At 56.2% G+C, this 26,358-nt stretch carries 22 protein-coding genes; 15 read left to right on the top strand and 7 right to left on the bottom strand.

Annotated features, from left to right (window positions below; genetic code table 11):
• Positions 1 to 74: 74 nt before the first annotated feature.
• Positions 75 to 1,493 carry an L-serine ammonia-lyase gene (locus tag FRY97_RS07785; RefSeq protein ID WP_211356826.1) on the bottom strand — a complete coding sequence of 473 codons (1,419 nt, stop codon included), beginning with the start codon at positions 1,491 to 1,493 and terminating at the stop codon, positions 75 to 77.
• Positions 1,494 to 2,138: 645 nt separating this feature from the next.
• On the opposite strand from FRY97_RS07785, the gene FRY97_RS07780 reads away from it, so the two are divergent.
• The 3 genes from FRY97_RS07780 to FRY97_RS07770 are packed head-to-tail and all read left to right on the top strand — an operon-like array spanning position 2,139 to position 5,416.
• The gene (locus FRY97_RS07780) at positions 2,139 to 3,161 is read left to right on the top strand and encodes a dipeptide epimerase (protein ID WP_147166881.1); all 1,023 of its coding nucleotides are present in this window, start codon (positions 2,139 to 2,141) and stop codon (positions 3,159 to 3,161) included.
• 3 nt (positions 3,162 to 3,164) lie between these two features.
• Positions 3,165 to 4,214, top strand: coding sequence for an aminotransferase class I/II-fold pyridoxal phosphate-dependent enzyme (locus tag FRY97_RS07775; RefSeq protein ID WP_147166880.1), 1,050 nt, complete (start codon positions 3,165 to 3,167; stop codon positions 4,212 to 4,214).
• On the top strand, positions 4,211 to 5,416 hold the full coding sequence (locus tag FRY97_RS07770; RefSeq protein WP_147166879.1) for a serine hydrolase: 1,206 nt from the start codon (positions 4,211 to 4,213) through the stop codon (positions 5,414 to 5,416). The genes FRY97_RS07775 and FRY97_RS07770 overlap by 4 nt, the downstream gene beginning before the upstream one ends.
• Positions 5,417 to 5,419: 3 nt before the next feature.
• Here FRY97_RS07770 and FRY97_RS07765 read toward each other — a convergent pair whose 3' ends face one another.
• Positions 5,420 to 7,318, bottom strand: a complete 1,899-nt coding sequence (locus tag FRY97_RS07765; protein ID WP_147166878.1) for a serine hydrolase domain-containing protein — start codon at positions 7,316 to 7,318, stop codon at positions 5,420 to 5,422.
• A gap of 88 nt (positions 7,319 to 7,406) precedes the next feature.
• On the opposite strand from FRY97_RS07765, the gene FRY97_RS07760 reads away from it, so the two are divergent.
• The 3 genes from FRY97_RS07760 to FRY97_RS07750 all read left to right on the top strand — a co-directional run bounded on the left by FRY97_RS07760 (position 7,407) and on the right by FRY97_RS07750 (position 13,034).
• Complete coding sequence (locus tag FRY97_RS07760; RefSeq protein WP_147166877.1) at positions 7,407 to 8,738, top strand: D-alanyl-D-alanine carboxypeptidase/D-alanyl-D-alanine-endopeptidase; 1,332 nt, start codon at positions 7,407 to 7,409, stop codon at positions 8,736 to 8,738.
• A gap of 99 nt (positions 8,739 to 8,837) precedes the next feature.
• Positions 8,838 to 10,328 carry a Na+/H+ antiporter NhaC family protein gene (locus FRY97_RS07755; RefSeq protein WP_147166876.1) on the top strand — a complete coding sequence of 497 codons (1,491 nt, stop codon included), beginning with the start codon at positions 8,838 to 8,840 and terminating at the stop codon, positions 10,326 to 10,328.
• A 336-nt stretch (positions 10,329 to 10,664) separates the two neighbouring features.
• A complete protein-coding gene (locus FRY97_RS07750) occupies positions 10,665 to 13,034 on the top strand; it encodes a hypothetical protein (RefSeq protein ID WP_147166875.1) in 2,370 nt (789 codons plus the stop codon).
• Between the two features lie 52 nt (positions 13,035 to 13,086).
• Here the strand turns inward: FRY97_RS07750 and pth are convergent, their stop codons facing one another.
• Entirely contained in the window at positions 13,087 to 13,647 is a 561-nt protein-coding gene (gene pth / locus FRY97_RS07745; RefSeq protein WP_147166874.1) for an aminoacyl-tRNA hydrolase, read from the bottom strand.
• A 62-nt stretch (positions 13,648 to 13,709) separates the two neighbouring features.
• Positions 13,710 to 14,528: a 2,3,4,5-tetrahydropyridine-2,6-dicarboxylate N-succinyltransferase gene (locus FRY97_RS07740; protein WP_147166873.1), complete on the bottom strand. Its 819-nt coding sequence runs from the start codon at positions 14,526 to 14,528 to the stop codon at positions 13,710 to 13,712.
• Between the two features lie 105 nt (positions 14,529 to 14,633).
• Between FRY97_RS07740 and FRY97_RS07735 the strand changes: the two genes are divergently transcribed.
• The 8 genes from FRY97_RS07735 to FRY97_RS07700 are packed head-to-tail and all read left to right on the top strand — an operon-like array spanning position 14,634 to position 21,699.
• Entirely contained in the window at positions 14,634 to 15,254 is a 621-nt protein-coding gene (locus tag FRY97_RS07735) for a TetR/AcrR family transcriptional regulator (RefSeq protein ID WP_170254545.1), read from the top strand.
• A 43-nt stretch (positions 15,255 to 15,297) separates the two neighbouring features.
• The gene (locus tag FRY97_RS22300) at positions 15,298 to 15,693 is read left to right on the top strand and encodes a cupin domain-containing protein (RefSeq protein ID WP_170254544.1); all 396 of its coding nucleotides are present in this window, start codon (positions 15,298 to 15,300) and stop codon (positions 15,691 to 15,693) included.
• A gap of 9 nt (positions 15,694 to 15,702) precedes the next feature.
• Positions 15,703 to 16,995 (top strand): TolC family protein, encoded by a 1,293-nt coding sequence (locus FRY97_RS07725; RefSeq protein ID WP_147166871.1) that lies wholly within the window; start codon positions 15,703 to 15,705, stop codon positions 16,993 to 16,995.
• A complete protein-coding gene (locus FRY97_RS07720) occupies positions 16,992 to 17,903 on the top strand; it encodes an HlyD family secretion protein (protein WP_147166870.1) in 912 nt (303 codons plus the stop codon). The genes FRY97_RS07725 and FRY97_RS07720 overlap by 4 nt, the downstream gene beginning before the upstream one ends.
• Positions 17,900 to 18,793 carry an ABC transporter ATP-binding protein gene (locus tag FRY97_RS07715; RefSeq protein WP_147166869.1) on the top strand — a complete coding sequence of 298 codons (894 nt, stop codon included), beginning with the start codon at positions 17,900 to 17,902 and terminating at the stop codon, positions 18,791 to 18,793. Before FRY97_RS07720 ends, FRY97_RS07715 begins: the two co-directional genes overlap by 4 nt.
• On the top strand, positions 18,783 to 19,526 hold the full coding sequence (locus FRY97_RS07710) for an ABC transporter ATP-binding protein (protein WP_147166868.1): 744 nt from the start codon (positions 18,783 to 18,785) through the stop codon (positions 19,524 to 19,526). Before FRY97_RS07715 ends, FRY97_RS07710 begins: the two co-directional genes overlap by 11 nt.
• Entirely contained in the window at positions 19,523 to 20,617 is a 1,095-nt protein-coding gene (locus tag FRY97_RS07705; RefSeq protein ID WP_246141627.1) for an ABC transporter permease, read from the top strand. The genes FRY97_RS07710 and FRY97_RS07705 overlap by 4 nt, the downstream gene beginning before the upstream one ends.
• Entirely contained in the window at positions 20,614 to 21,699 is a 1,086-nt protein-coding gene (locus FRY97_RS07700) for an ABC transporter permease (RefSeq protein WP_147166867.1), read from the top strand. Before FRY97_RS07705 ends, FRY97_RS07700 begins: the two co-directional genes overlap by 4 nt.
• A 74-nt stretch (positions 21,700 to 21,773) precedes the next feature.
• Here the strand turns inward: FRY97_RS07700 and FRY97_RS07695 are convergent, their stop codons facing one another.
• On the bottom strand, positions 21,774 to 22,274 hold the full coding sequence (locus FRY97_RS07695; RefSeq protein WP_147166866.1) for an OmpH family outer membrane protein: 501 nt from the start codon (positions 22,272 to 22,274) through the stop codon (positions 21,774 to 21,776).
• Between the two features lie 271 nt (positions 22,275 to 22,545).
• On the opposite strand from FRY97_RS07695, the gene FRY97_RS07690 reads away from it, so the two are divergent.
• Positions 22,546 to 23,451 (top strand): glycoside hydrolase family 73 protein, encoded by a 906-nt coding sequence (locus FRY97_RS07690; protein WP_170254543.1) that lies wholly within the window; start codon positions 22,546 to 22,548, stop codon positions 23,449 to 23,451.
• Positions 23,452 to 23,902: 451 nt separating this feature from the next.
• On the opposite strand, the gene FRY97_RS07680 is transcribed toward FRY97_RS07690, so the two are convergent.
• The gene (locus FRY97_RS07680) at positions 23,903 to 24,616 is read right to left on the bottom strand and encodes a gluconate 2-dehydrogenase subunit 3 family protein (RefSeq protein WP_147166863.1); all 714 of its coding nucleotides are present in this window, start codon (positions 24,614 to 24,616) and stop codon (positions 23,903 to 23,905) included.
• The gene (locus tag FRY97_RS07675) at positions 24,616 to 26,334 is read right to left on the bottom strand and encodes a GMC oxidoreductase (protein ID WP_147166862.1); all 1,719 of its coding nucleotides are present in this window, start codon (positions 26,332 to 26,334) and stop codon (positions 24,616 to 24,618) included. Before FRY97_RS07675 ends, FRY97_RS07680 begins: the two co-directional genes overlap by 1 nt.
• Positions 26,335 to 26,358 lie beyond the last annotated feature (24 nt).

Genomic DNA, 26,358 nt, shown 5'->3' with positions numbered 1-26,358 from the left:
GTGCAGGGGAATCTGCCGTCCGGAAAGTTGTTTCCGTTATAACGGTGCATTGCCCGTAAATTGTTCAGCCATTCTCAGCACTCTGGCACTTTAATGGAAATATTCACAGCCAGCCCGCCCTGTGAAGTCTCTTTGTACTTGTGGTTCATATCCTGAGCGGTTTCCCACATGGTCTTCACGACTTCATCCAGATGGACACGAGCCTTGGCCGGGTCGCCTTCCAAAGCAATGTTTGCCGCCGTAATCGCTTTGATAGCGCCCATACTGTTGCGCTCAATACAAGGCACCTGTACCAGCCCGCCTATGGGGTCGCAAGTCAGGCCCAAATGATGCTCCATGGCAATTTCAGCAGCCATTAGGGCTTGCTCCACACTGCCGCCCAAGCCTTCCGTCAGGGCTGCGGCTGCCATAGCAGAAGACACCCCGATTTCAGCCTGGCAACCGCCCATAGCAGCAGAGATGGTAGCGCCTTTTTTAAAAATGCTGCCAATCTCGCCGGCTACGAGCAGGAAACGTACTATATCTTCATCGGTTACATCTTTTTCAGAGAAGCAGATGTAATACATTAGCACCGCAGGTATCACGCCCGCCGCCCCATTGGTGGGGGCTGTCACAATGCGGCCAAAGCTTGCGTTCTCTTCATTGACGGCCATAGCGAAGCAGCCAATCCACTTCAGGATTTTGGAAAACTGGAAATCGCAGCGGACCAGGCAGCGCAGCCACTCGTCTGCATTGCTGTACTCACAGGGCAAGACCAGTTTTTGGTGCAAAGCAGCTGCCCTTCGGCTAACGCCTAGCCCACCGGGCAGTGTCCCTTCGGTATGGCAGCCACGGTACATGCTGTTCTTCATCACCCCCCAGATGCGCAGCAGCCCCGATTTGATCTCGGCCTCGGTGCGCCAAGACTGTTCGTTCTCCATGACCACCTCCCAAATGCCCGCAGCGCGGGCCTCGCAATAAGCGCTCAGCTCACGGGCAGTGCCGATAGGGCAGGGCAAGGCCTGCTGCAGCTCATCAAGCGATTCGCCTTCCCGTACCACAAAGCCCCCGCCCACAGAGTAGTAGGTCTGGGCAGTAAGCAATTGGCCCTCCTCATCAAAGGCTTTAAAAATCAACCCATTGGCATGGCCGGGCAAGCGTTCGGAATAATGAAAGGCCAGGTGGCGGTCTGGCTGGAAAGCAATGGTATGCGCCCCAGACAAATGAAGCAAGTGGGATGCGCTGACTTGTTCCGGGATGGCCAGCACATCGGGTATTGGGATGGTCTCCGGGTCTTGCCCGCTCAGCCCGAGCAGTACAGCTATATCTGTACCATGGCCTTTACCCGTAAGGGCTAGGGAACCGTAGAGGTGGGCTTCTACGCGGGCTACAGCGTGGAGGTGGTGTGAGAGGGAGTGGCAAAAGCGCTCGGCTGCGCGCCAAGGGCCTAGGGTATGGGAGCTGGACGGGCCTACGCCTATCTTCAGCATATCGAAAACACTAATGGCTTCCATGGTCAGTTTTGGTTAGGGACAGTAACAGGTTTTCCGGTAAAGGCGGCAGGAAGTGGTTAGGCTCCTATCAGGCCGCGCCGTCAGCAAAAGTCGCACAATTCGGGGGAATAGCCAAGAAGGAAGGCAGCAGGTGTGCGCAAGGGCTTGCACAGCCCCTCGTAAATCCTATATTTGACGAGGCGAAAGCCAAAATCTCGGAGGCGTTTGTGCTTTTCGGGCTCTAGTGCCTCAAACCATAAATCCTTGCCACCCCAAGTTTCGTTCTTTTCCGCCTACTCTTCGTTAAAGAACCGCTCCTTTAGCTCGGGCTAAAGCCGCGAACCTTCGCCTGGATTAGCCGGAAAATAACTTCAACTTAAGTATCAGAGATTTATGGCTTAAGGCACTTGCCTGGCATTGGCCTAGCGCTGCGAAGGGGTGGCAAGCCCGACAGGGCCGAGCGGATAGCGAGCCCCGCAGCATAGCGGCACCTGCCCTCACGGCAGGGGCAGGCCCCCTCAAAAAAAACGACCATCTGGTTTGTGCCAATTTGCCGATACGGATCAGATTGGCAGGGATTCCGTACCTTCATAAACCGTATCCATTATTGCGCTTTACAGGGCCTGTGCCAGCAGCAGCGCCCTTTTACAGGAAAACCATACGCATATGAAGCTGACCATTCATACCTTTCAGCTGCCCCTGAGGCACACTTTCTCCATCACCCACGAATCAAGGGATGTGATGCCCAGCCTGATTGTAGAGCTTTCGCAAGACGGGCTATCAGGCTTTGGGGAGGCTACAGAAACCCGCTACTATGGCATAACGCTAGAAAACATGTCTCAACGACTAGAAGCCCTGCGCCCTGTCATTGAGACCGCCCGCCTCGATGCGCCGGAAGCATTTTGGGAGCACATGCGGGCCCACCTGGCCGATGCGCCTTTCATCTTGTGCGCCCTGGACCAGGCTGCGCACGACCTCTACGGGAAGCTGCACAACACTACGGTGTACGAGCGCTGGGGGCTTTCCATGGAGCAGGTGCCCCGGTCTAACTATACCATTGGGATGGCCAGCATACCGGAAATGGTCAGCAAAATGGAGGATCAGCCCTGGCCCTTGTACAAAATCAAGCTGGGCACCAGCCATGACCTGGAAATCATCAAAGCCCTACGGGCAAAAACCGATGCTGTTTTCCGCATTGACGCCAATACGGCGTGGACTGCTGAGCAGACCCTGGAGTACGCGCCCCGCCTAAAAGAACTGGGGGTAGAATTTATCGAGCAGCCCCTTAAAGCCAACGACTGGGAAGGCATGAAGCAAGTTTATGCCAACTGTGCCTTGCCCGTCATCGCAGACGAAAGCTGCCATGTGGAAGCCGATGTAGCCCGTTGTTATGGCTTCTTTCACGGCATCAATATCAAACTGATGAAGTGCGGCGGACTGACCCCCGCCCGCCGTATGGCAGAGCACGCCAAAAAGCTGGGGCTCAAAGTCATGGCCGGCTGTATGACCGAGTCCTCGGTTGGCATTTCTGCCATTGCACAGCTGCTCCCCCTGCTCGACTATGTAGATATGGATGGCGCTATGCTGCTTAGCGAAGACCCCGCCGAGGGCGTTTCTCTGGACGCCAACGGCTACGCCAGCTTCTCTGCCCGGAAAGGTACTGGCGCTCAGCTCAAAAAACTGGCTTAGGCTATGCTGGACCACATCCCCGGGCGCTTTGCCAAATGGCAAGGGCAGCGCCTGAATTATTTTGGCGGCACTTCCTACCTAGGCCTGGCTACAAGCCCCGATTTTGCCGAGCTGATCAAAGCTGGCATCGACCGCTATGGCAGCAACTACGGGGGCTCTCGGCTGAGCTCGCCCCGTATCCGCATTTTTGAAGAAGCGGAAGCCTGGATCGCACAATGGGTGGGGCTGCCGGCTGCCCTCACCGTCAGCTCCGGCTCGCTGGCCGGGCAGCTGCTCATGAAATACTGCGCAACGGTGGGCGAGTGCCATTATGCACCGGGCACCCACCCCGCCCTGCTCGGCCCCGGGCAAGCTTATACAGAAGACTTCGACGCCTGGAGCCAAAAAGTGCCGGCTATTTTGGAAAAAGCAGCACGCCCGGTTTTTATCATGGCCAGTACCGTAGATGCCATACACAGCAGGCGCTACGGCTTTGAGTGGCTGCACAGCCTGCCTGCCAACCGGCCATTTACCCTCATCCTCGACGATGCCCACGGGGTAGGTGTATACGGGGATGAAGGCAAGGGTTTTTTGCCCGATGTGCCCCGCCTACCTCAGATAGAACTGGTGCTCACGGCCTCCCTTGCAAAAGCCATGGGCGTGCCAGGCGGCTTCGTAGCTGGCTCCGAAGCCCTCATCCAAAGGCTATGGCAGCAGGCCTTCTTTGGCGGGGCATCGCCCATACTGCCCCCCTACCTCTACGCGCTGCTGCAAGGCCAGGGCCTGTACCAGGAAGCACGCCGTCATTTGGCCCAACTGCAAGGGCTGCTCCGGAGCAAGATTGCAAGTACAGGCCTGTTCCAAAGTTTCTCCGGCTACCCGGTATGGTATACAGCTCATGAGGGCATAGCCCCTTTCCTACTGCAGCACGGCATCCTCATCCCTCAGTTCCACTACCCTACACCAAGCAGCCCGCTGGCTACCCGTATGGTGGTCAGTGCCCACCATGAGCTGGAGGATGTTGAGCGCCTACAGATCGGCATACACGCTTTCGCACAACAACTGGACCTATGAAAAAATTACTGCTGCTGCTCGCCCTCGGATGGGTGGGCTTAGCCAACGCCCAACCCCTCAATGACACCACCTGGCTCCGGCAGTTCCTACTGGAAAGGGGCGATTCCTTGCTACAGGCGGTCATCCAACAGCCTGACCGCTATCAGCTGCAAGTGATTTATACCCAGATCAATGAACACGCCTCCGGGCCGCCCCAACTGCACACCTATACCTTTGGCCTTGATACCAACCTATACTTTTACCCGGCGAGCACGGTAAAAATGCCAGTGGCCTTCCTTGCCTTGGAAAAACTTAACCGGCTGCGCATAGAAGGGCTCGACAAAGACACCCCTATGTTCACCGGCAGGGCCCACCCGCTGCAAACGGCTGTGCGGGAGGATACGTCAGCGGAACAGGGCGTGCCTTCTGTGGGGCACTATATCCGCAAAATCTTCTTGGTGAGCGACAATGATGCCTACAACCGGCTCTACGAGTGGCTGGGGCAAGGCTATATCAACGAGCAGCTCCATGCCAAAGGCTACCGAAGCTCCCGTATCATCCACCGCCTTTCGGCCCCGGAGCATACGCCTGAGAGCAACCGCTATACCAACCCTGTCTCCTTCACCCAAGCCAACGAGCTGCTGTATCATCAGGGGCAAGCTTATAGCCATTACGAGGGGGAGCTCCGACTGAGGGGGCAGGTGCGTGGCAAGGGATATACTGGCCCCGACGGGCAGCTGATCCCCGCGCCTTTTGATTTCCGGCAGAAAAACTACCTCTCCCTGTCAGACCTCCACCGCATGCTGCAGGCTGTAATCCTGCCCGATGCCGTGCCACCCCAGCAGCGTTTCCACCTTAAGCCTGCCGATTATGCCTTCCTGAAGAAATACATGGCCATGTTGCCCAGGGAGAGCAAATACCCGGCCTACCCCGACCTCGCAGATTGGGACAACTACGTGAAGTTCATTTGGCATGGAGACCGAAAAACGCCGGTGCCGCCCCATGTAAAGATCCTTAACAAAGTAGGCGACGCTTATGGCTTCCTGACGGATGTAGCCTACTTCAGGGACGAGCAGCAGGGCACATCCTTCTTCCTTTCTGTTACCATCCACACCAATGACAACGGCATTTACAACGATGGGGTATACGAATACGACACGACCGGGCTGCCCGTCATCGCTCAGATCGGACAGCTGCTACGAGCCTGGGAGGCAGAACGATAAACCCTACTCCTTTATGGCATCGTAAGCCGCCTGATGCAGCCGGGGCCGGATGTTGAGCTCGTACAACCGGCGGTTTTCCCTTGTGGTGTAAACCCGGTTGGACAGGAAGACGATTAGGATTCCGCTTTCGGGGTCCGCCCAAGTAAAAGTGCCGGTGTACCCGCTATGGCCGAAGCTCGAAGGGCTGGCAGCAGCGGCTACATAGCTCTTTTCGGCATCGTACTCCAGCAGGGGCTTGTCAAAGCCGAGCCCACGGCGGTTGCCTTCTGCTGCATAGTGGCGGCTGGTAAAAGCCGCTACGGAGGCAGAATCGATCAGCTGCTCCCGGAACGACCGGCCGCCGTTCGCATAGACGTACATCAGCTTGGCCAGGTCGTTGGCATTTGAAAACAAGCCTGCATTTGCAGAAACGCCCCCCATCATGGCTGCGCCCTCATCGTGCACATGGCCGTGTATTTGCACCATCCGGAAAAAGGTATCCCTTTCGGTTGGCACAATGCGGGCTTTGGGGAAGCGCTCCAGTGGGTTGTACCCCAGGGTGACCGCACCTATGCGGTCGTAAAACGCACTGCGCAGGTATTGCCGGTAAGGCTGCCCGCTGCGCTGGGCAACGATATCGGGCAGCACATAGAACAACAGCCCGGAGTAGACGTAGCCGGGCTCCTCATTTAGGGGCGACTTAGCAATGGCTTTGTAGATTTTATTTTTAAAACGGCGGTGCAGCCAAAGCCCTTCCGCTACGTAGGTGGGGAAACGCCGGGAAGAATCGGCTTTGAAGGTAAACCACCGGAAACGGCCGTCATTGACCCGCTCATCGTCCCATTTGTCATCCCAAGGGTAGCGGGCATGCCCTTTGAGCGTGCCCTTCCAATAAGGGACCCAAGGCCTTAGGCGGGCGTTGTGCGACAGCATGCTGCGGAAAGTGAGGCCCGCTTTGTTGGTACCGCGGAAGGCCGGGGCATAATCCTTGAGCGGGGCATCGAGGTCAAACTGCCCCCGGCTGTGCAGCTGCATGGCTAGCGGCAGGGCACTGCTGATTTTGGTCACAGAAGCCAGATCGTACAAGTCGCTAACGAGCACCGGCTGCTGCCCGTCGTAGGTATGATGGCCAAAGGCCTTATGGTAAACAACCTTCCCATGCCGGGCGATCAGCACCTGCGCGCCAGGGTAAGCGCCGCCATTTATGCCCGCCTCGACGATAGCCCGGATGCTGTCTTCCAAGAGCTGCCCGTCCATATCAGCATAGGCATAAGGTGTGTAGGCCAGGGCTTCCCCTCCGGCATAAGTATAACCATCCCCGGCTTGGAAAGCGGTGCCCCGGATAGGGCCAAGCAGCACCCCTTTTGCCCCAACAGCACCAAACAATATCTGCGGGGCTACCACGGTGCTCATCCGGAGATGCTGCGGAGCCATGATCAGGCCGGCCGATTGGGCGAGCTCGGGCACCACCTGGAAAATGCTGCCATCGCCGTTCAGGAAAGTAAGGGTAGTGCAACTGCCCAACACCGCTTTCAGGGTTTTGGCCATAGCGTAAGAAGGCGGGAGCAGCCCGCCGGCGGGTATGTCCTCTACTTCCAGGATTAAGAGGTTGAACCGGGCTTGCAGAGCGGACAGCCAGGCAGAATCCACCTTGGCGGGAAGGGGCACCGGAGTGATATCGGCATACTGCTGCAACGTCTCTAAGAATGGGCCCGTGCGGAGCTCGCCAAAAGCCATATACCCAATGCGCAGCGTATCCAAACGGGAAAGCGGCAACAGCCCGCCTTCGTTCCGGAGTACCGTAATGGCCTGTTCGGCTTGCTTGAACCCAAGCGTGGCCTGCTTATCAGCCATGTCCTGAGCAGGAAGGGAGAAGGAAATTGCAAAGAGCAAGGGCAGGGCGTAAATCAACCGTGAGATCATATTAATTTTTGTAGTTTGTGTGGAGCATTGGCGGCCCCAACAGCGGCCGCTGCTCCAAACTTAATCAATTGATCGAAAAAGCGCGCCTATGAAACCGATTTTGACCGGGCTTTTCCTCTTGGCTTGTTCCTTCCTATCTGCCCAGCCCGAAACCGAAGCAGGCCACTTAGAAGTAGTTCAGCGCATGCTGAAGGAGTCAGAAGTTTTCAGCCCTATCTTCACCGGGTTTGCCCTTTTCGACCCTCAGCGGGAAGCCTTTCTGCTTGAGCAAGATGCAGACAAGTACTTTACACCCGCTTCCAACACCAAGATATTCACGCTCTATACTGCCCTGCAGATTTTGGGCGACAGCCTGCCGGCTTTCCGCTATGCACAGTACAAGGATACCACAGTAGTATGGGGCACAGGCAACCCCCTATTCCTGAACCCGGGCATGCCTGCAGATACCGCAGGGCTGAACCTGCTGCGCCGGTCAGGGCAGCACTTGTTGCTCAGCGTGCACAATTACCACGATGACCGATTTGGCCCGGGCTGGGCATGGGACGATTACAGCTACAGCTATCAGGCCGAAAAATCCCCCTTCCCCATTTATGGCAATCTGGCTTGGTTCGAACGTACGAAAGTACGGGAAGGCTTTCGGGCCTACCCGCCCTTTTTTCAGGACAAGCTGGTGTACAACCCCAAGCTGGACAACCGGCGAGCGAGGGTAGTCAGGCAGGAGCATCAGAATATTTTCGAGTACAACGACCGGGCACTGACCGGCTTCCCTTTTCAAGTCAGCGCCCCTTTCCGGGCCAGCCCGGCGCTCATCGCTGCCCTACTTTCAGATACATTGGGGCGCAAGGTGCAGCCTACCGACCTCAGCCTGCTACCGCCCTTGCCTGTAAAAACATGGCATCAGCCCATACCCGACACCCTGTATCAGCGGCTGATGAAAGACAGCGATAACTTCATCGCCGAGCAACTGCTCCTGGCTTGCTCGGAAAAACTCTACGGGCGGCAAGAGACTGCTGCCGCCATACGGTTTGCACAAGACAGCCTGTTCGCTGCTTTCCCCGATAGGCTACAGTGGCGAGACGGCTCAGGGCTCTCCCGCTACAACTTATTCACCCCTCGGTCGGTGGCCAGCGTGCTCCACCTCATTGCACAGCAAAAAGGGATGGGCTGGGTGCAGCGCATTTTCCCGGCAGGCGGGCAGTCTGGCACCCTGGAGCGGGACTACGCCGGGCCCAGCGGCCAACCTTACGTATTTGCCAAAACCGGTACCCTGAGCAATAAACACTGCCTGAGCGGGTACCTCGTTACAGATTCCGGGCGGGTGCTCATCTTCAGTTTTATGAACAACAACTACACCAACGGCACTGCCCCAGTCAAAAAAGCGATGGAGCAAATTTTGAGCTACCTGCGCCGTAATCTATAACAACTGACTAAAAACCAACTACTTAGTATAAGTACAGAGCAGAGTTTGCCTCGGCATAGCCTGCAATTCACCTCAACTTCTTATATTTCAGGAAAAACGATGCCCAACGAATACGGTCTGTTGTCCCTCCTTCCCCCGGTAATTGCCATTATTCTGGCCATCCGCACCAAACAAGTTTATGTCTCCTTGCTGTTCGGCATCTGGCTGGGTTGGCTGATCTTGTCCGATTTCAATCCTCTGGAAGGCAGCTTTCAGACTGTAGAAGCACTGGTAGATGTATTTAGGGAGCCTGGCAATACCCGGACGATCATGTTCTGTGCCTTAGTCGGCGCGCTCATTATTTTCATACAGCGGTCAGGAGGCGTAGAGGGGTTCATTATTAGGGTCAACCGCCTGCTGCACTACTATGAGCAAAAGCAAAGTGGCAGCAACCGGATCATCGTACAGCTGCTGGCTTGGTTTACGGGCATGCTCATATTTGTGGAGTCGAGCATTTCGGTCCTCACGGTGGGCGCGCTTTACCGGCCTGTCTTCGACAAACTGGGCATATCAAGGGAAAAGCTGGCTTATGTGGCAGACTCCAGCTCTGCCCCTTCGAGCATATTGATCCCGTTCAACGGCTGGGGCGCCTTCATCATGTCGCTGCTGGTCGCAGAAGGCTTTACCGACCCTTTCGCAACCCTGTTCCGGGCAGTTGGCTTCAACTTCTACCCCATACTCGCGCTGCTGCTGGCCCTGATCATCATCATCACCCAAAAGGACTACGGGCCCATGCGCAAAGCGGAAAGGCGGGTCCGGGAAACGGGCGCCCTGCTGAATGAAGGGGCCACCCCTATGATTTCTGACGAGCTCACCGACGTTGAAACCGCGAGCGGCATCAAGCCAAAAGCCTACAATATGGTGCTCCCCATTGTAATCATGGTACTCATGATGCCCGCCATGCTGGCCACAACCGGCTGGGAAGCTGCCCTGGCCAACCGCCCCGAAGGCAGCTTTGGGCAACAGTTTTTTTACGCTATCGGGCAAGGCTCCGGCTCTACATCAGTGCTGATAGCGGTCATTACTTCCACGCTTTTTGCCATGTGCTTCTACCGGGCCCAAGGCTTGATGAAGTGGAAAGAGATGATCGACCTAACCCTGAAGGGCATCAGCGGCATGATGCCGCTCGCCCTGCTCATGATGTTCGCTTTTGCAATAGGCGCAGTATGCAAAGAGCTGGGCACCGGGCAATACGTGGCGGACGTGGCCAAAGCCTGGCTTTCGCCCAGTATGGTGCCTTTTATTGTATTCCTCGTAAGCTGCTTTATCGCTTTTTCCACCGGCACTTCCTGGGGGACTTTTGCGATCATGATATCCATAGCTGTACCTATGGCAAAAGGGATGGGGGCCGATGTGCACATGACCATTGCCGCAGCCCTAGGCGGGGGCGTTTTCGGGGACCACTGCTCCCCCATTTCCGATACGACCATCCTCTCCTCCATGGCCTCCGCTACCGACCATATCGACCATGTCCGCACGCAATTGCCCTATGCCTTGACCGCAGGCGGGCTGACCGCCCTCCTTTACTTGGCTGTAGGGCTGCTCGGGTAGCCCCGTCATGCTTATTTTATCGAAAAACAAAATATTATAAAAAACAAATTGTATCTCCCCTTGGTGAACATTCCCTGTTGAATGCCTATTTTAGCGGTATAAGGATAGCACAAATCTCTCCAGCGGCCTGGCCGCCAACAATCTCCTGAAGCGAAAAGATGCCCTCCCGAGTGCAATTCGGTGCGCTTGTGCAGCTATTGTTTTACAACACCCTTCCTCTTTGTTTTTACAAATGGTGACAGCGTGTACCAGGGCACAGCGCATGCCCTGCGCACCGCAAACAACATATCCCCCACCGGGCTTGCCCGGATATTTGAACATACATACCAAAATACTATGAAGACGACGATTACACGGCTTATGGCGCTGGCTTTGCTGCTCTTTGGAGCAATTGCCAGCAATTCCCAAACTATTGCTCACTGGGAGCTGAGCAATACCCCGGCACCAAGCACTATCGCAAACGGCGTAACGGCTAGCCCTCTGCTCAGGGGCAACGGAGTGTCCAACCCGGAATTTGGCCAATCCAAAGCAGGCTTTTTTGCTTGGACTACTGAAAACAGCGCCATGGCTTTCGACTTCATTGAGGTGGCGCTCAATGCCATGCCCGGCACCAACCTGTACATCGACAGCATAAGTTTTGAAGAAAAACGGGAACCGGGCGCCATCCGCTACCGGGAAGTACGCTTTGCCAAAAACCTAGACAACGAAGGCAGCCTGCTCCAGCGGGACACCCTTCCCGCAGACACCCTTGACCGGGCAGTTGTGGTGCCTTCGTCCGGGCTGCGCGCTTGCGACGGGGAAACTGTTTACCTACGGTGGTACGGCTATGGTGCAGACACTCTGCTCTCCAAATGGCTGATCAGCAACTTGCGCGTTTACGGTGGCGTAGAAAGCGTTTGCAGCCCGCCTGCTGGGGTGGCCAGTAGTTTTACAGTAGACAGCTACGGCAGCGGCAACGTCAACTTGTCTTGGTCGGTCAGCGGGGCGCATGTGCTCATCACTGCCCGTGAGGAAGGCTTGCCGGCTGCCCTGCCGCCCTGCAGCGGAGAAATGCCGCTCCCCAGCCCGGTCTTTGGCAATGGCGCAAGCCTCGGCCAGGGCACTTACGTGGTTTACGCCGGCAATGGCTTATCCACCAATATATCGGGCCTCAAGCCCGGCGGCAACTATACCTTCACCGCCTTCACCTACGACCCACAGGAGTACTGCTTCAACCGCCAAAGCGGCGTATCTGTTACGGCCACCCTGCCCTGCAATGGGCCGCAGCCGGCCACCGGTATAAAGGGCTTCCTGCTTGGAGATTCAGCCATTATTTCCTGGGAGATGCCCCCCTGTGCCAGCTCTGTGCTCCTGCTCGGGCGCTACGGGCAGCCTATCACCTTTGACCCCTCTGGGCTACAGGCTGATAGCTACCTGGCAATGCCTGAGTTTGGCTCGGCTCCCGAATCTGACGACTTCCCTTCGGCTGTATATGCCCTTTACCAAGGGCAAGAAGGGGATGCCATGATCTCCAACCTCTTGCAAGAAGGCGATTACCATTTCCGCCTATACACCAACTTCGATGGAACTTGGGTAGCTGGCGACGCTATCACGCTCTCGCCAAGCTACAGCTGCCCCTCCCTCAATGGGGATTTTGTCTTTATCAGCGAGTTTCATTACCGCAATGTGGGCGTGCCCGTCGATCAGGGGGTCGAACTGACAGGGCCGGCAGGTACAGATCTGAGCCACTATCAACTGCTGGCTTATGCCCCTTCCGGCATAGCCAACGTAGGAGGCGTCCTCAACACTTCCGTCGGGGAGGGCGGCATATTCCGCCTGCAGGACACCATCCCCGGGCCGGAGGGCAGCTTCGGAGCAGTATGGGTGCCTATGCCGGGCATCTCTTCTGTCAGCGGGGCTATCGCCCTGTACAATACCCTGACCCAAACGGTTGTCGAAGCGTATACTTACCGGGCCACCTCCATTCAATCCTTAGCAGATGGGCCTGCAGCCGGCTACAGCACTACCTATATTTCACCTTCCCAATCGCCCAGCACGCCGGTGGGGCATTCTGTGCAGCGCAATGGCACACTTGGCTGCCCGGATGAGGCCTGGCTCTTCCCGCGTTTGTCCACTCCTGGCGTTGTCAACAACGAAATGTTCATGCCGGAAGGTGGCCCACTGCCGATTGCACTGCTCGATTTTTCCGCCCGCCTGCAAGGCGGACAGGTAAAAGTAGAATGGCAGACCGCTACCGAACTGAACAACGACTATATGGCAGTGGAACGCAGTACTGATGGACGGGCTTTCTTCGAAATTGGCCGCGTGCGGGGCGCAGGTACGACTCAGTCGCCACAGTCCTATACCCTGACGGACGCCTCCCCACTGCCAGGGTACAACTACTACAGGCTGCGGCAAGTAGACTACGATGGGGCGGCGGCCTACCACGGCCCAGTTTCTGTTAAGTTGACGGCTGGCCAAGCTGCCCACCTTAAGGTCTATCCTACAGTAGCCAGGGAAGGGGTATGGGTAGAATGGCTTGGCTTAAGCAGCTCCGCAAAACTTGTTGTTGTCAATCAGTTGGGGCAGGTGGTACTGCAAAAAGACCTAGACGGGCAGAGCGCACTTGAGTACCTGCCAATACAGCAACTGCCGGCCGGCCCATATTGGGCACGGCTCGTGGCACCCGGCGTGCAGGTACAGGCCTCCCGCTTCATGAAGCAATGATTATGACCCGTAGCCCCGGCCAAGCAACGATGCACATGCCGGGGCTTCTTTTTTATCCATTGTATTGGCTCATCGCGTGCTGCAGCCCTATGCTGCCGAAAGCAATACAGGCCTCTCCTGCCCGTTTCACAATCTCAGGCAGCCCGTCCATTTCTTCCTGCGACCATTTCCCCAGCACATAGTCTACCTGCCGCCCTTTAGAAAATTCGTTGCCGATGCCCAAGCGCAAACGGGCATAGTTGTTGCCGCCAGTGACCTGATCAATGTCCTTGAGCCCATTGTGGCCGCCATCGCTACCCTTGCCCCGCAGGCGCTGTTTGCCAAAAGGCAGGTTGAGGTCGTCGATGACAACCAATAGGCGGGACTTTTCGATCTTCTCTTTTTGCAGCCAATAGTGAACAGCCTTCCCACTGCGGTTCATGTAGGTAGAGGGCTTGAGCAGGACGAACGTCCGCCCACGGTGCTTGATGGTGGCTACATCGCCAAGCTTATCCGTTTTCCACTCGCCTCCATGCCGGGCAGCCAAGCCGTCCACCACGTCGAAACCAATATTATGCCGGGTATTGACGTACTCCGGCCCTATGTTCCCAAGGCCTGCAATCAGGTACTTCATGGGGTCTACTGCTGTTTGTTCTGTTTTGGAAAAAAGGCCTGACAGCCATTTTACAATGCCCATCACACGGCTACGTTATATTCGCGCAGCGCTTCGTTCAGGGAAGTCTTTAGATCCGTACTAGCTTTCCGCTGCCCAATGATCAGTGCACAGGCTACCTGATAAGTGCCCGCCGGGAACTCCTTGGGGTAGGTGCCCGGGATAACGACCGACCGGGCAGGCACCCGCCCCTTGTGCGTGACCGGCTCCTTGCCCGTTACGTCTATGATACGGGTCGACTTCGTAAGCACCACATTGGCACCTAACACAGCTTCCTTCTCCACGTGCACCCCCTCTACCACAATACTGCGGGAGCCGATGAAGCAGTTGTCTTCAATGATAGTAGGCGACGCCTGAGGGGGCTCCAACACCCCGCCGATGCCCACGCCACCGCTGAGGTGTACGTTGCGGCCGATCTGTGCACAAGAGCCTACTGTCGCCCAGGTATCCACCATTGTACCGCTGCCCACCCATGCACCGAGGTTGACATAGCTCGGCATCATGATCACCCCTTCTTCTAAGAAAGCGCCATAGCGGGCGATAGCGTGAGGCACTACGCGCACCCCTTGTGCTTTGTAGTTCCGCTTCAGCGGTATCTTATCATGGAACTCAAAAGGCCCCACTTCTATCGTTTCCATCTGCTGCAAAGGGAAATACAGGACAACCGCTTTTTTGACCCAGTCATTTACTTGCCAAGTACCATCGGAGAGGGGGGCAGCCACGCGCAGCTTGCCCTGATCGAGCTGCGAGAGCACTTGCTGTACCGCTTCCTGTACCCGTTTGTCCTTCAACAGGCTGCGGTCTTCCCAGGCCTGCTCTATCGTTTGCCGTAATTGGTCCATGATGCTTGCGACTTTTGTGGTGTAATGAGCCGCAAAGATAAAGAATATCGCATTAGCCCTTGCGCCTTAAGCGCAAACCACTTACCTTTGCTCAAAATTACCCAAATGGGTAAAAAGTATATGGAGCCAACAACAGAAGAAAAAATATTGGAAGCCGCCCGCAAAGTCTTTATGAACAAAGGCTTCGCCGCTGCCCGCATGCAGGAGATAGCGGACACGGCTGCCATCAACAAAGGGCTGCTCCACTACTACTACCGAAGCAAGAACAAGCTTTTCCGCGCTGTTTTCGATGAGGCTTTCGCCAAATTCTCTGCCGGGATCAACGAAGTCTTTGAAGCCGACCTGCCTTTGTTCGAGAAGATCGAACAATTCGTAGACCGGTATATGGACCTGCTCATGGACAACCCCAATATGCCCGCTTTTGTCATCAGCGAGATCAACCAAAAAGGGGGAGCTTTCGCAGAAGACCTCCTCAGCCGCCGGCAGCGCCCCAATCCTATGCCCCTCATCGCACAGGTACAAGCAGAGGCCGCAGCGGGGCACATCCGGCAGGTGAACCCCATCAGCCTCGTCATGAACCTGCTTTCTATGTGCGTTTTCCCCTTCCTTGCCCGGCCTATGTTCCAAGGGCTTATGGGGGTGGATGCAGCGCTCTACCAAAATATCCTGCAGCAGCGCAAAAAGGAGGTTGCTGCCTTTACCATCAATGCCATCCGGCTCGACTGATTTTTTTTAACCCCCATTTACCCAAATGGCTAAATTTTGATTTATGAAATATCTAATCCTCATTTTCATCACTGCCCTAGGCATCAGCAACAGCTTGGCACAGTCCAGCCCACTGCCTGATGACGGCACAACCACTTCTGCTATGCAAAATTTAAGCCTACAGGGGCTGCACAGCCCAGAGAAGCCCATCTCTGCCCGGCCTCTTTTCACCGGCGCAAAAGGCACCACCACCGCCCTGCAAATACTTAAAGGGGGGCAACTGAAAAGCCATACGTCTGATGTTAAAGCCTTGCTCATCTGCCTTTCGGGGCAGGTAAGCTACGGTACTTCTCAAGGGGAGACACAAACACTGAGCCCGGGGGGCTATTTGTTCATCGAGCCTCAGGTAGAACATTGGGTAGACGGACTTGAAGACAGCCAATTGCTCCTGATCAAATAACCCTGCCCTATGCGACCCTATCCATATCATACGCTCATAGCTGTGCTAAGCCTGCTCACTGCCCTTCAGCTTAGTGCTCAGGTACAGCCCCTTCCTTTGTCCTCGATTTACCAAGGCATGGAAGCCCAAAACCCCCTTTCAGGGCAGCGCAGCCTTCTCCGGCAATCTGCCCAAACCGAACAGCTCGGCCTCGCGCAAAGCAGGCTGCCCAAACTGTACGCACAGGCCGCGGCCACTCTACAGAGTGAAGCCCCAGCCTTGCCCTTCGACCTCCCGGTACCGGGCGGGGGCGGGCTAGACCTGCCCCTCTACCGGCTGCAAGCCACCGCCAATGCAGAGTATGCCCTTTACGACGGTGGGGCCAGGAAGGCCCAACAAAAAATACTTGAGGCCAGCGCTGCTTTGTCTGAGGCAGCGCTTGAGGCCGAGCTGCAGCAGCCGCGAGCAGAAGCAGACCGGTATATTGGGCAGATCCTACTGTTGCGGGCACAGGCAGCGCAGCTTTCAGCCAGCCAAGAGCAACTCGGCGCACGGGCCAGCCAGCTGGCAGGGGCAGTGGAAGCGGGGGCAGCCCTGCCCGGTGAGCACCGCAGGCTGCAGGCCGAGCTTTTGAGGCTGCAGGCCAAACAGGATGAGCTGCATGGAGCTTTGGCCGCTATGCGGGCTGCGCTGTCTAGCCTCACCGGGCTCCCCATCCCCGAAGGGGTAGCCTTTCAGCTCCCTATCGTGAGCGATACCCTCTGGCTAGGGGAAGCCAAGCGCTTGGAGCTCAATGTCTTTGAGCAACAGGCCCTACAGGCTGCAGCACAGCCCGGCCTGGCCCGCGCAGCCCTGCAGCCCAAAGTAGCTGCCTTCCTGCAAGCTGGCATCGGAGCCCCCAACCCTGTCAATTTTTTTGACCGCACCCTAAGCCCTTTTGCCATAGGCGGGCTACAGCTCAACTGGCCGATCACCGATTGGGGGCAAGCCAGCCGTGCTGACGACTTGGCGCGCATCAAAGCAGAACAAGCCCGCAACCGGGCGGCCGCTTTCCTCACCACCAACCAACGGCAGGCAGCGGTTTTGCAAAAGCAGATCGAAACCTTTGGGCAGCTGGCTGAACAGCAAGGGCCTATCATTGAGCTGGAAGCGGCCAGCCTAGAGGAGCTCGGGGCCAGGCTGCAGCAAGGCACCGCACTTGCTGCTGATTACATTGAACAAGCCACACGGGTGCGCACTGCACGACTGCTACAGCAGCAATACCAAGTACAACAACAAACCCTCTACCTCCAATTGCTCACCCTTAAAGGCATTCAACCATGATCCGATATACCCTGTTTACAGCCATCCTGCTCTTGGCCTACAGCTGCCAGCCCGAAGCACAGCAGGCTGATGCTTATGGCAATTTCGAAGCCCGGGAAACTACCGTAGCTGCCGAACAGCCCGGGAGGCTGCTCTTCCTCAATGCGAAAGAAGGGGAAACACTGAAAGCTGGCGAATGGATCGGCCTGACGGACACCTCCGCCCTACACCTACAACGCCAACAGCTGAAGGCCCGAATTCAAGCTGTGCGCGGGAAAACAAGAGATGCCGAGCCACAGGTGAGCGTCCTTCTGGAAAAAAGGGAGCATGCCCTGCGCGAAGTCAGGCGGGTACAAGCCCTCCTCGCCGCCAACGCTGCCACCACCAAGCAGCTCGACGACCTGGAAGCCCAGATTAAGCTCATTGACCGGGAAGTGGGGGCGCTAAGGGCTCAAAATCAGACCGCCAACCAAGGGATCTTGTCTGAGATCGCCCCCTTGGAAGCCCAGCTTGACATCATCGATGATCAGATCAGGAGGTGCTACCTCTACAATCCAGTAGACGGCACCGTACTGCTCCAACTGGCCGAGCCTTTCGAATTTGCCCCAGCCGGCAGGCCCCTCTACACCATCGCCTATTTGGGCGAGCTTGAGCTGCGTGCTTACCTCAGCGGCGAACAGCTGGCAGAGGCCAGCCTGGGGCAGAAAGTAAAGGTGGGCGTAGACGGTGGAGGCGATAGCCTCATCTATTTTGACGGCCAGATCAGCTGGATTGCCGCTGAAGCGGAATTCACCCCCAAGACCGTTCAAACCCGCGAAGAGCGCATCAACTTAGTGTACGCCTTCAAAGTCAAAGTGCCCAACGACGGCCGGCTGAAAGCCGGAATGCCCGGGGAAGTATACTGGGCGCCAACAACTTCAGAGCAATGATAACTGCACAAAACCTCAGTAAAGCCTATGGCAAAACCACTGCCCTGCAGGAGGTGAGCCTTACCATACAGGCCGGCGAGCTATTTGGGCTCATTGGGCCAGACGGGGCAGGCAAGACTACCCTCCTCCGCATTTTAGGCACCCTACTGCTCCCCGATGCTGGCACGGCCTTCCTCGATGGCAAGCCGGTGGTAGAAAGCTACCGGGCCATACGGCGGGCCATAGGATACATGCCGGGCACTTTTTCTCTCTACCAAGACCTGACTGTAGAAGAGAACCTACATTTCTTTGCTACCATTTTTGGCACCAGCATAGCCGAGAACTACGAGCTGATCCGGGACATTTACGTGCAGCTCGAGCCCTTTAAAAACCGGAGGGCCGGGCAGCTTTCCGGGGGGATGAAGCAAAAGCTCGCTCTATGCTGTGCCCTGATCCACCGGCCGCGCATCCTCCTTCTTGACGAGCCCACCACCGGAGTGGACCCGGTCTCCCGGGAGGAATTCTGGGCCATGCTTCAGCGGCTTAAGTCACATGGCATCACCATGCTGGTTTCTACCCCCTATATGGACGAAGCCAGCCTGTGTGACAGGGTCGCACTAATGCGAGATGGGCAAGTACTGAGCACCGGCAGCCCGCAGTCTCTCATCGAAGCATTTGACCGCCCCCTGCTCGCTGTGCAGGCAGATGACACCTACCGGATGCTCACAGACCTCCGCCAATTTGAAAGCACTTACAGCGCCTTTGCTTTCGGGCACGCAGTGCACCTGAGCCTAAAAGCACCGGTCTGGCCAGAACTGGTCCAAAGCTATTTGCTCAACCTCAAGCATACGGGCGTTTCGGTAACGCCCATTGCGCCAAGCATAGAAGACGTTTTCATCCATGCAGAATAGCCCCCAAAGCCCTATCATCGAAGCCTCAAAGCTTACCAAGCAGTTTGGCGCTTTCACCGCAGTAGACGCCATCTCATTTGAGGTAGAGCGTGGCGAGATATTTGGATTCCTGGGCGCCAATGGCGCAGGGAAGACCACGGCAATGCGCATGCTCACCGGGCTTTCCCGCCCCACTTCTGGGCAGGCCCGGGTTGCAGGCATTGACGTAGCAGCCCATCCTGAAAAAGTGAAGCAGCGCATTGGCTACATGAGCCAGAAGTTCTCCCTGTACGAAGACCTGACCGTGATGGAAAACATCCGGTTCTACGGCGGCATCTATGGGCTGCCCCGCAAGCAAGCCCGGCAGGCGGGCAGCCAGCTTATTGAGCAGCTTGGCATGGAAGCCTTTGCGCGCAAGCAGGTGAGCGGCATACCTCTGGGCTGGCGGCAAAAATTGTCTTTCTCCATCGCCCTGCTGCACCAGCCTGATGTTGTTTTCCTCGATGAGCCGACCGGCGGGGTTGACCCCGTCACCCGCCGGCAGTTTTGGGAGATGATTTACCAAGCAGCTGAAACAGGCACCACGGTATTTGTCACGACCCATTATATGGACGAAGCAGAGTATTGCGGCAGGGTATCCATCATGGTAGATGGGCAAATTGCTGCCCTAGATACGCCCGATCGGCTAAAAAGCGAATTCCAAGCTGCCAATATGCACGAAGTATTCCTTCAACTAACCCGCCCCAAGCCATGATCAAGCCACTCCTCGTATTCATCCGGAAAGAAGCCTTCCACATCCTGCGCGACCGCCGCACGCTTATCATATTGCTAGGCATGCCAGCCGTGTTGGTCCTCTTGTTCGGTTTTGCCATCAGCAATGAAATCAGGGAAGCAGGGTTTGCGGTGCTAGACCAGGCCCGGAATGAGCCAAGCCGGCAGCTTACTGACCGTTTCAGGGCATCCCCCTACTTCACCATGCAAGAAGGAGTACAGACTCAGGCCGCAATGGAAGCCGCTTTCCGCAAAGGCAGCCTAAAGCTGGCCCTCGTCATCCCTCCGGGCTACGGCGAGCCCCCGGTTTCCCTTCAGCTCGTAACGGATGCCACAGACCCCAATACCGCCACCACCTTGTCCAATTATGCCAGTGCCATCATTCGGCAAGAATGGGCTGGCCGCGCAACTGGACAGCAGGCCAGCGCTTTGGTAGAAGTAAAGCCACTGATGCTCTACAACCGGGAGCTCAAGAGCGTTTTTCTCTTTGTGCCCGGCGTGATGACGGTCATCCTGATGCTTGTTTCAGCTATGATGACCTCAATCGCCATCACCCGGGAGAAAGAGCTCGGCACCATGGAAGTGCTGCTCGTCTCCCCCCTTCCGCCCGCCCTGATCATTGTCGGCAAAGTCATCCCTTACATCTTGCTGGCCTTGGCGAATACCGGGGTCATCCTATGGCTGGGCACAGCTGTTTTCGATATGCCTATGCGGGGCAGCTACCTCCTGCTTTGGGCCAGCGCCCTGCTCTTTGTGGGGACAGCGCTTTCCCTAGGCATACTCATATCCACCCGCACCTCAAGCCAACAGGTCGCCATGCTGTTCAGCCTGATGGTGCTCATGCTGCCGACCATCTTACTTTCTGGCTTCATTTTCCCCATCGCATCTATGCCGTTGCCCCTGCAAGTCATCAGCAATGCCATACCAGCCAAGTGGTTCATCATCATCCTGAAAGACATTATGCTCAAGGGGGGCGGGCTAAGCCTCATCTGGCAGGAAAGCCTAATATTGCTTGGCATGACCACATTCTTCATTGCGCTAAGCGTGCGCAGCTTTAAAACCAGATTGGCATGAGGGCTATCCCATACATCGTCCAAAAAGAGTTCCTCCAGATTTTCCGGCACCGGATCATGCTGCCCCTCATCTTCGTGATGCCGGTACTGCAGCTGCTCGTGCTCTCTTTTGCCGCAGACTATGAGGTGGACAACCTCCGGCTCCATATCAATGACCTAGACCGCTCACAGGCTTCCCGTCAGCTCGTGGGGCATTTCCAAGCTTCGCCCCACTTTACCCTTACCGGGAACGGGGCAGGCGGGGCAGGGCAGATCCACCGTGGAGAAGCCGACCTGCTGCTAGAGATCCCGCTTGGGTTCAACCGCAGCCTGGCCAAGGGAAACCGAGCGGAGGTTCAGGTGGCAGCAGATGCGATCAACGGCGTACAAGCCGGGCTGGCGCAGGCTTATGCCAATGCCATTGTACAAAGCTTTAGCCGGCAGTTTTCAGGGCCAACAAGGGGGCTGCTCTCCATTGAAACAGCCAACTGGTACAACCCCGGGCAGGATTACCAAACCTTTATGGTGCCAGGCATTCTGGTCATCCTGGTCACTTTGGTAGGCATGTTCCTATCTGGTATGAACATCGTCAAGGAAAAGGAGATCGGGACCATAGAGCAGATCAATGTGAGCCCTATAGGGAAAGGGGCTTTCATAGTAGGGAAACTTTTGCCATTTTGGCTCATTGGCATGGCAGAGCTATCCATAGGGCTAATTGCAGGCAGGCTGGTATTCGGCCTGCCACTGGCCGGCAGCCTGGCCATCATCTTTGTTTTTGCAGGCTTGTACCTGTTTGTCGTACTAGGCTTTGGCCTGCTGATCAGCACCTTCACCGAAACACAGCAGCAGGCCATGTTCCTCGCTTGGTTTTTCCTGATCATCTTCATCCTGATGAGCGGGCTGTTCACCCCTATCGAAAGCATGCCCCCTTGGGCACAAGCGCTGACCAAAGGGAACCCGGTCGCCTACTTTGTAGATGTCATGCGCCTGGTACTCCTCAAAGGGAGCGGATGGCAGGATGTACAGCCCCACTTTGGGGTGATGGCCGTTTATGCAGGGGCTGTCAATACCCTGGCGGTGCTCAACTACCAAAAGACCAATTGACCCCATAGCACAGCAAAGCCCTCTTCTGCAATAGAGCAAAAGAGGGCTGTACCTGGGCGAAGAAGTAGCCAAAGCTACATTTTAGCCTTCACCTTGTCCATGACATCATCGCTTTCTGCAGCGAATAAAATCGCATTGAACACACTCGTATCAAAAATCATGACATACCCATTTTCCTTGGCCACATCCTGAATCGCCTTTTCCGCTTTCTCAATGATTGGGCCGAGCAGCTCCTGCCGCTTGGCCTGCACTTTTTCTGAGACTTCCTGCTCATAAGCCAGGATATCCCCCCGCTCTTTTTCCAGCTGCTGCTGCTGCTCCTGCTGCGCTTTAGGCGCCAAGTCGCCAGACTGCACCTTTGCGGCGAATGCCTGCGCTTTCTGCTGCCAGGCTTTGGCCATTTCCTCCCCTTTAGCGACCAGCTGCTTCTGATAAGCTTCTAACTCAGCGTCTGCGGCCTGAGTGGCATCTAATGAGGAAACGAGGTTGCCAAAGTTGAGGTGGCCATATTTCTGTGCCTGTAGGGCCGGAAGGCTAAGCAGCAGGCAGGCTGCGATCATCAAATAAGATTTCATAGTCTGTGGTTTGATCTTTTAATGTGGCGGTAATGCCGGGCTTTCCAGCCCGGGCTGCTGCTTTTCAAAAGCCCTGCAAAGGTAGCCTGAGCCCGGCACTATGCCAATTTTGTCGCAGACAAATTCCCTGCCTGCACCCCTATTATGACGCAGGCAGCCTCCCGCTCGTTGCTTAAGGGATTGTTAAACCAGGGTAAAGCAAATGCCTTGCAACAAAAAAATACAATCAATTTGTTTTTAAAATTTGACTATGAAACAAAAAGTATTAATTTTGTTTCAAACAAAACCAATTGGCAGCGACCGCTATCACCTTTTCAACCGGGCTCAAATGATACAACACTCCAACATCCCCTCCTTAAACCGGCTTGCGCACCGTGCCGGGCAAATTGCAGGCAGCACCCTTCAGAAACATTGGCTGAAAACCGCCCTGCTCGGAGCCGCCGCATACATGGCCCTGCAAAAGGACCTTAATATTAACCTACAGCTGAACCAAGCTCCTGCTGCTATGGTCCGGGGCGGCGGCAAGGTGGCTACGGCTCAGGCGGCTGCTTTCCGGCCAGAAGCGCCACCTATGAACACCTCCCTCGTTGGCGGCCGGGAGGCCTCACCTTCCGCAGGTGCAGAAGCAAACCGGGCAACAGAAAATACCGCCAATACCCTTTCCAATCTCACCGCTGCCAATAAAGGGCTGAAAGAAGAAACCGGGCACAGCGCGCGGAAAGCTGCCAAAATAGCCCGGCAGAAAGCATACGTAAAGCGCTTCGCCAAGGTAGCCCAAGCAGAAATGAAGCACTATGGTATACCGGCGAGCATTATACTGGCACAGGGGCTATTGGAAAGCAATGTAGGGGAGAGCAAGCTCGCGCAGCGCAACAACAACCACTTCGGGATGAAGTGTTTTTCAAAGAGCTGCAAGCCCGGGCACTGCAGCAACTATACCGACGACAGCCACAAGGACTTTTTCCGCATCTATGGCAACGCTTGGGAAAGCTACCGCGCACACAGCTTGCTGCTGAAAAATAGCGAACGGTATCAGCCCTTGTTCCGGCTGCGCTCAACCGACTACAAAGGGTGGGCCAGGGGGCTGAGCAAAGCAGGCTATGCGACAGACAAAAAGTACGCCGATAAAATCATCCACCTGATAGAAGACCTTGGGCTACACCGTTACGACAGATAAGCCCGAAAGCAGGCATCTTTAGGCGCAAGCTTGGTTGCCGTTTTTGGAGCCTGAACAACAGGATAGGGCCTGCCCCCTCCGCAAGGATTGGGGCCTCCCCCTGCCCAACGGCAGGGGGCGCTATGCTACGGGGCTCGCTATCCGCTCGGCCCCTCGCCCTACAGGCGTCGGGTCTGGCCTTTGGCCACCCCTTCGCAGCGCTAGGCCAATGCCAAGCTAGCGCCCGCAATGCTTAAGCACCTGCGGCATTGGGGCCCACGCCCTTTTCAATACCTTGGGAGCAGTCAGCCACTTGATTTCCAGCAGCTGCCCCCAAAGCAGGCTGCCCCGCCACAGTCATGCAGACAACAGCACCACCATCAATGGCACTAGGGTAAAAACAACCAACAAAGCAAAGCCAAACGCCATTTATCACCTAATTTGCTACTCCTACGATACTGCAACGTACCCGTTAAGTGAGCAAATTGCCATCCTCGTCCCACTTGGCCAGCTCATGCCGGGTTTCTACATTCAGGCACTTAGCCAGCCATTCCGGGTCGTAATCTACCTCGTGCTCAGCCAAGACCTCCGGCGGCACGCCATCCCAAGTATTCGGGTAGTTTCCATCATACTGCAGGTCCTTCAGTACACCTTCCTTGGCCGTATAGAAGCCCGTGAGGGTCAGGAAGCGCATCAGATTGAAAAATTGGACGCCGTAAGGCTGCTCTTCCTCTGGCAGTTCCGGGTCGGGGTAGGCTATAGCGTCGAGCAGCGCGGTTTGAGCAGCTGCCCCAGCTTCCGCAAAAGGCAGGCCAGCTTGTTCGTAAGCAGCGTGGTTGAGCCAGGCCAGCCCCCCCCTCAGCGGCAGCTGATACGCTGGCATATCCTTGGCTATGAATTCTATAAACTCCGGCACGCCTGCGTCAACAGCAGAGCCGGAACGCTCATCGGCGGGGATGATCAGTGCACAAAGGGCGGTAAGGGCGGCCATTTCATCTTCCCGGAAAAAGGACTCCGCCATCAAGCGGGCATCGCGGGCCTGCTCTTCGGGGGTGCGCCCGTAGCCGGGCACCGGCCCCATTGCAACGGTTTCTGAGGAAGCCGTTTCAGGGGTACAGCTTTGCAGGAGGGCACTGCCGGCCAGGCCGCCCAACAATAAAGTGCGAAGGTGTTCTCTCCTATCCATTAGAGGGCTTGTTTTTTGAGTTGGTCAATGATGTGATCGGCCATGCGCCAAGAGAGGGCGAGTATGGTCCAGGTGGGGTTTTTGTCCGCTTGGGAAACAAAAGGTGCGCCATCGGCCAGGAAGACGTTTTTCACATCGTGCAGCCTTTGGTAAGCGGTCGTCACCGAATCACGAGGGTCGTTGCCCATGCGGGCAGTACCTACTTCGTGGATGATCTCCCCGGGCTTGTTCAGCCCAAAATCCTGGTCTGCGCCGGGCACCTCCGTCAATGGTATAGCCCCAATGCCTGCATAAATCTCTTGGAAGGTCTGATGCATGTGCTGGGCCTGCTTTCGCTCATGATCGGACCACTTATAGTTGAAGCGCAATACTGGCACCCCAAACTCATCGACGACGTTGGGGTCAATTTCGCAATAGTTGTCTTTCATAGCTACAGACTCGCCCCGGCCGGAGATGCCTATGACAGCGCCGTAAAACCTGCGGGCCTCTTCTTTGAGCTTTCTGCCATAGCCTCCGATGCGCTGCCGGGCCGCTTCCTGCATTTTGAGGTGCATGCCGCCAAAGCCATAGCTGGGCATGCCCAGGCCGCCCCATATCTCCGTATGGTAACCGCGCGGGAAGTCCAGTTTTTTGTTGTCCAGCCACCAAGGGGAGTAGATGTGCAGCCCTCCTACCCCATCTTCATTGTACATCTTACGGCCCATCAGCTGAGGGATGAAGGCCATGCTAGAACTGCCCGTACTGTCGTGGAGGTACTTGCCTATCAGCCCGCTGGAATTGCCAAGCCCCTCGCTGTGCCGGGGCGCTTTGGAATTGAGCAGAATGCGTGCTGTGCTGCAGGCAGAAGCAGCCAGCACAATGACCCGGCCCCGGATCTGATACTCCCGGCGGTCGTTTTTGTTGATGTAAGAAACGGCAGTAGCGACGTGCTCTTCGTTGGTCTCTACGGAACGGGCCATGCAATTGGTGAAGAGGTCGATCTGCCCGCCAGCTTTCTGGGCCGGGAAAATCAGGCAGCTGCCCGAGCTGAAGTCCGCATAAACAGCACAGCTCCTGGCGCACTGCCGGCAGAAGAAACACACGCCCCGGTCTTTGTTGATGGCCTTGGTCACTACCGACATCCGGGAGGGGATGACCGTGACCCCAGCCTTTCTGGCCCCTTTGATGTAGTAGAGCTCGTGCAGGCGGGGCTTAGGCGGCGGCAGGAAAAACCCGTCGGGCTCATTGCGCAGCCCTTCTTTGCTCCCAAACACCCCGATGAGCTTATCGACTTTGTCGTAATAGGGCTTCACATCTTCGTATGAAATTGGCCAATCGGCGCCGAGCCCATCAATGCTGTAACGCCGGAAATCATCCGGGCCAAAACGCAAAGAAATACGCCCCCAGTGGTTGGTACGCCCGCCCAGCATTTGAGAACGGAACCACCGGAAATCGCTCCCGTTGTCGTTCGTATAAGGCTGGCCTTCTATTTCCCATCCGCCATAAGCCATATCGAAATCCCCGAAAGCACGGGTGGTGCCCGCACCACGGCGGGGAGACTCCCAGGGCCACCGCATTTGTGTTTTGGTCTCTGGGGCGGCAGGGTCAAAGAAAGGGCCTGCTTCCAAGATAGCGACGGACAAGCCGGCTTCCGCCAGAACTTTGGCCGCCATGCCGCCCCCTGCACCGGAGCCGACAATGACGACATCGTACTTTTTGGTAGGTTTTTTAATTTCCATGCGTTTGTTGTTGGTTTCCGTAGC

Origin of the sequence: Phaeodactylibacter luteus (assembly GCF_007993045.1) — a bacterium.
Taxonomy (GTDB): Bacteria; Bacteroidota; Bacteroidia; order Chitinophagales; family Saprospiraceae; genus Phaeodactylibacter; species Phaeodactylibacter luteus.
Note: the sequence above shows the minus strand (reverse complement) of the source record. Positions and strands in the feature narration are given on the sequence as shown.

Excerpts from the sequence above, each read along its gene's own strand:
- FRY97_RS07705 (WP_246141627.1), top strand. The coding sequence starts at position 19,523 with ATGATCAAGCCACTCCTCGTATTCATCCGGAAAGAAGCCTTCCACATC.
- pth (WP_147166874.1), bottom strand. The coding sequence starts at position 13,647 with ATGAAGTACCTGATTGCAGGCCTTGGGAACATAGGGCCGGAGTACGTC.
- FRY97_RS07770 (WP_147166879.1), top strand. The coding sequence starts at position 4,211 with ATGAAAAAATTACTGCTGCTGCTCGCCCTCGGATGGGTGGGCTTAGCC.
- FRY97_RS07735 (WP_170254545.1), top strand. The coding sequence starts at position 14,634 with ATGGGTAAAAAGTATATGGAGCCAACAACAGAAGAAAAAATATTGGAA.
- FRY97_RS07765 (WP_147166878.1), bottom strand. The coding sequence starts at position 7,318 with ATGATCTCACGGTTGATTTACGCCCTGCCCTTGCTCTTTGCAATTTCC.
- FRY97_RS07695 (WP_147166866.1), bottom strand. The coding sequence starts at position 22,274 with ATGAAATCTTATTTGATGATCGCAGCCTGCCTGCTGCTTAGCCTTCCG.
- FRY97_RS07755 (WP_147166876.1), top strand. The coding sequence starts at position 8,838 with ATGCCCAACGAATACGGTCTGTTGTCCCTCCTTCCCCCGGTAATTGCC.
- FRY97_RS07710 (WP_147166868.1), top strand. The coding sequence starts at position 18,783 with ATGCAGAATAGCCCCCAAAGCCCTATCATCGAAGCCTCAAAGCTTACC.
- FRY97_RS07700 (WP_147166867.1), top strand. The coding sequence starts at position 20,614 with ATGAGGGCTATCCCATACATCGTCCAAAAAGAGTTCCTCCAGATTTTC.
- FRY97_RS07760 (WP_147166877.1), top strand. The coding sequence starts at position 7,407 with ATGAAACCGATTTTGACCGGGCTTTTCCTCTTGGCTTGTTCCTTCCTA.
- FRY97_RS07780 (WP_147166881.1), top strand. The coding sequence starts at position 2,139 with ATGAAGCTGACCATTCATACCTTTCAGCTGCCCCTGAGGCACACTTTC.
- FRY97_RS07680 (WP_147166863.1), bottom strand. The coding sequence starts at position 24,616 with ATGGATAGGAGAGAACACCTTCGCACTTTATTGTTGGGCGGCCTGGCC.
- FRY97_RS07740 (WP_147166873.1), bottom strand. The coding sequence starts at position 14,528 with ATGGACCAATTACGGCAAACGATAGAGCAGGCCTGGGAAGACCGCAGC.
- FRY97_RS07715 (WP_147166869.1), top strand. The coding sequence starts at position 17,900 with ATGATAACTGCACAAAACCTCAGTAAAGCCTATGGCAAAACCACTGCC.
- FRY97_RS22300 (WP_170254544.1), top strand. The coding sequence starts at position 15,298 with ATGAAATATCTAATCCTCATTTTCATCACTGCCCTAGGCATCAGCAAC.
- FRY97_RS07725 (WP_147166871.1), top strand. The coding sequence starts at position 15,703 with ATGCGACCCTATCCATATCATACGCTCATAGCTGTGCTAAGCCTGCTC.
- FRY97_RS07785 (WP_211356826.1), bottom strand. The coding sequence starts at position 1,493 with ATGGAAGCCATTAGTGTTTTCGATATGCTGAAGATAGGCGTAGGCCCG.
- FRY97_RS07775 (WP_147166880.1), top strand. The coding sequence starts at position 3,165 with ATGCTGGACCACATCCCCGGGCGCTTTGCCAAATGGCAAGGGCAGCGC.
- FRY97_RS07675 (WP_147166862.1), bottom strand. The coding sequence starts at position 26,334 with ATGGAAATTAAAAAACCTACCAAAAAGTACGATGTCGTCATTGTCGGC.
- FRY97_RS07750 (WP_147166875.1), top strand. The coding sequence starts at position 10,665 with ATGAAGACGACGATTACACGGCTTATGGCGCTGGCTTTGCTGCTCTTT.
- FRY97_RS07720 (WP_147166870.1), top strand. The coding sequence starts at position 16,992 with ATGATCCGATATACCCTGTTTACAGCCATCCTGCTCTTGGCCTACAGC.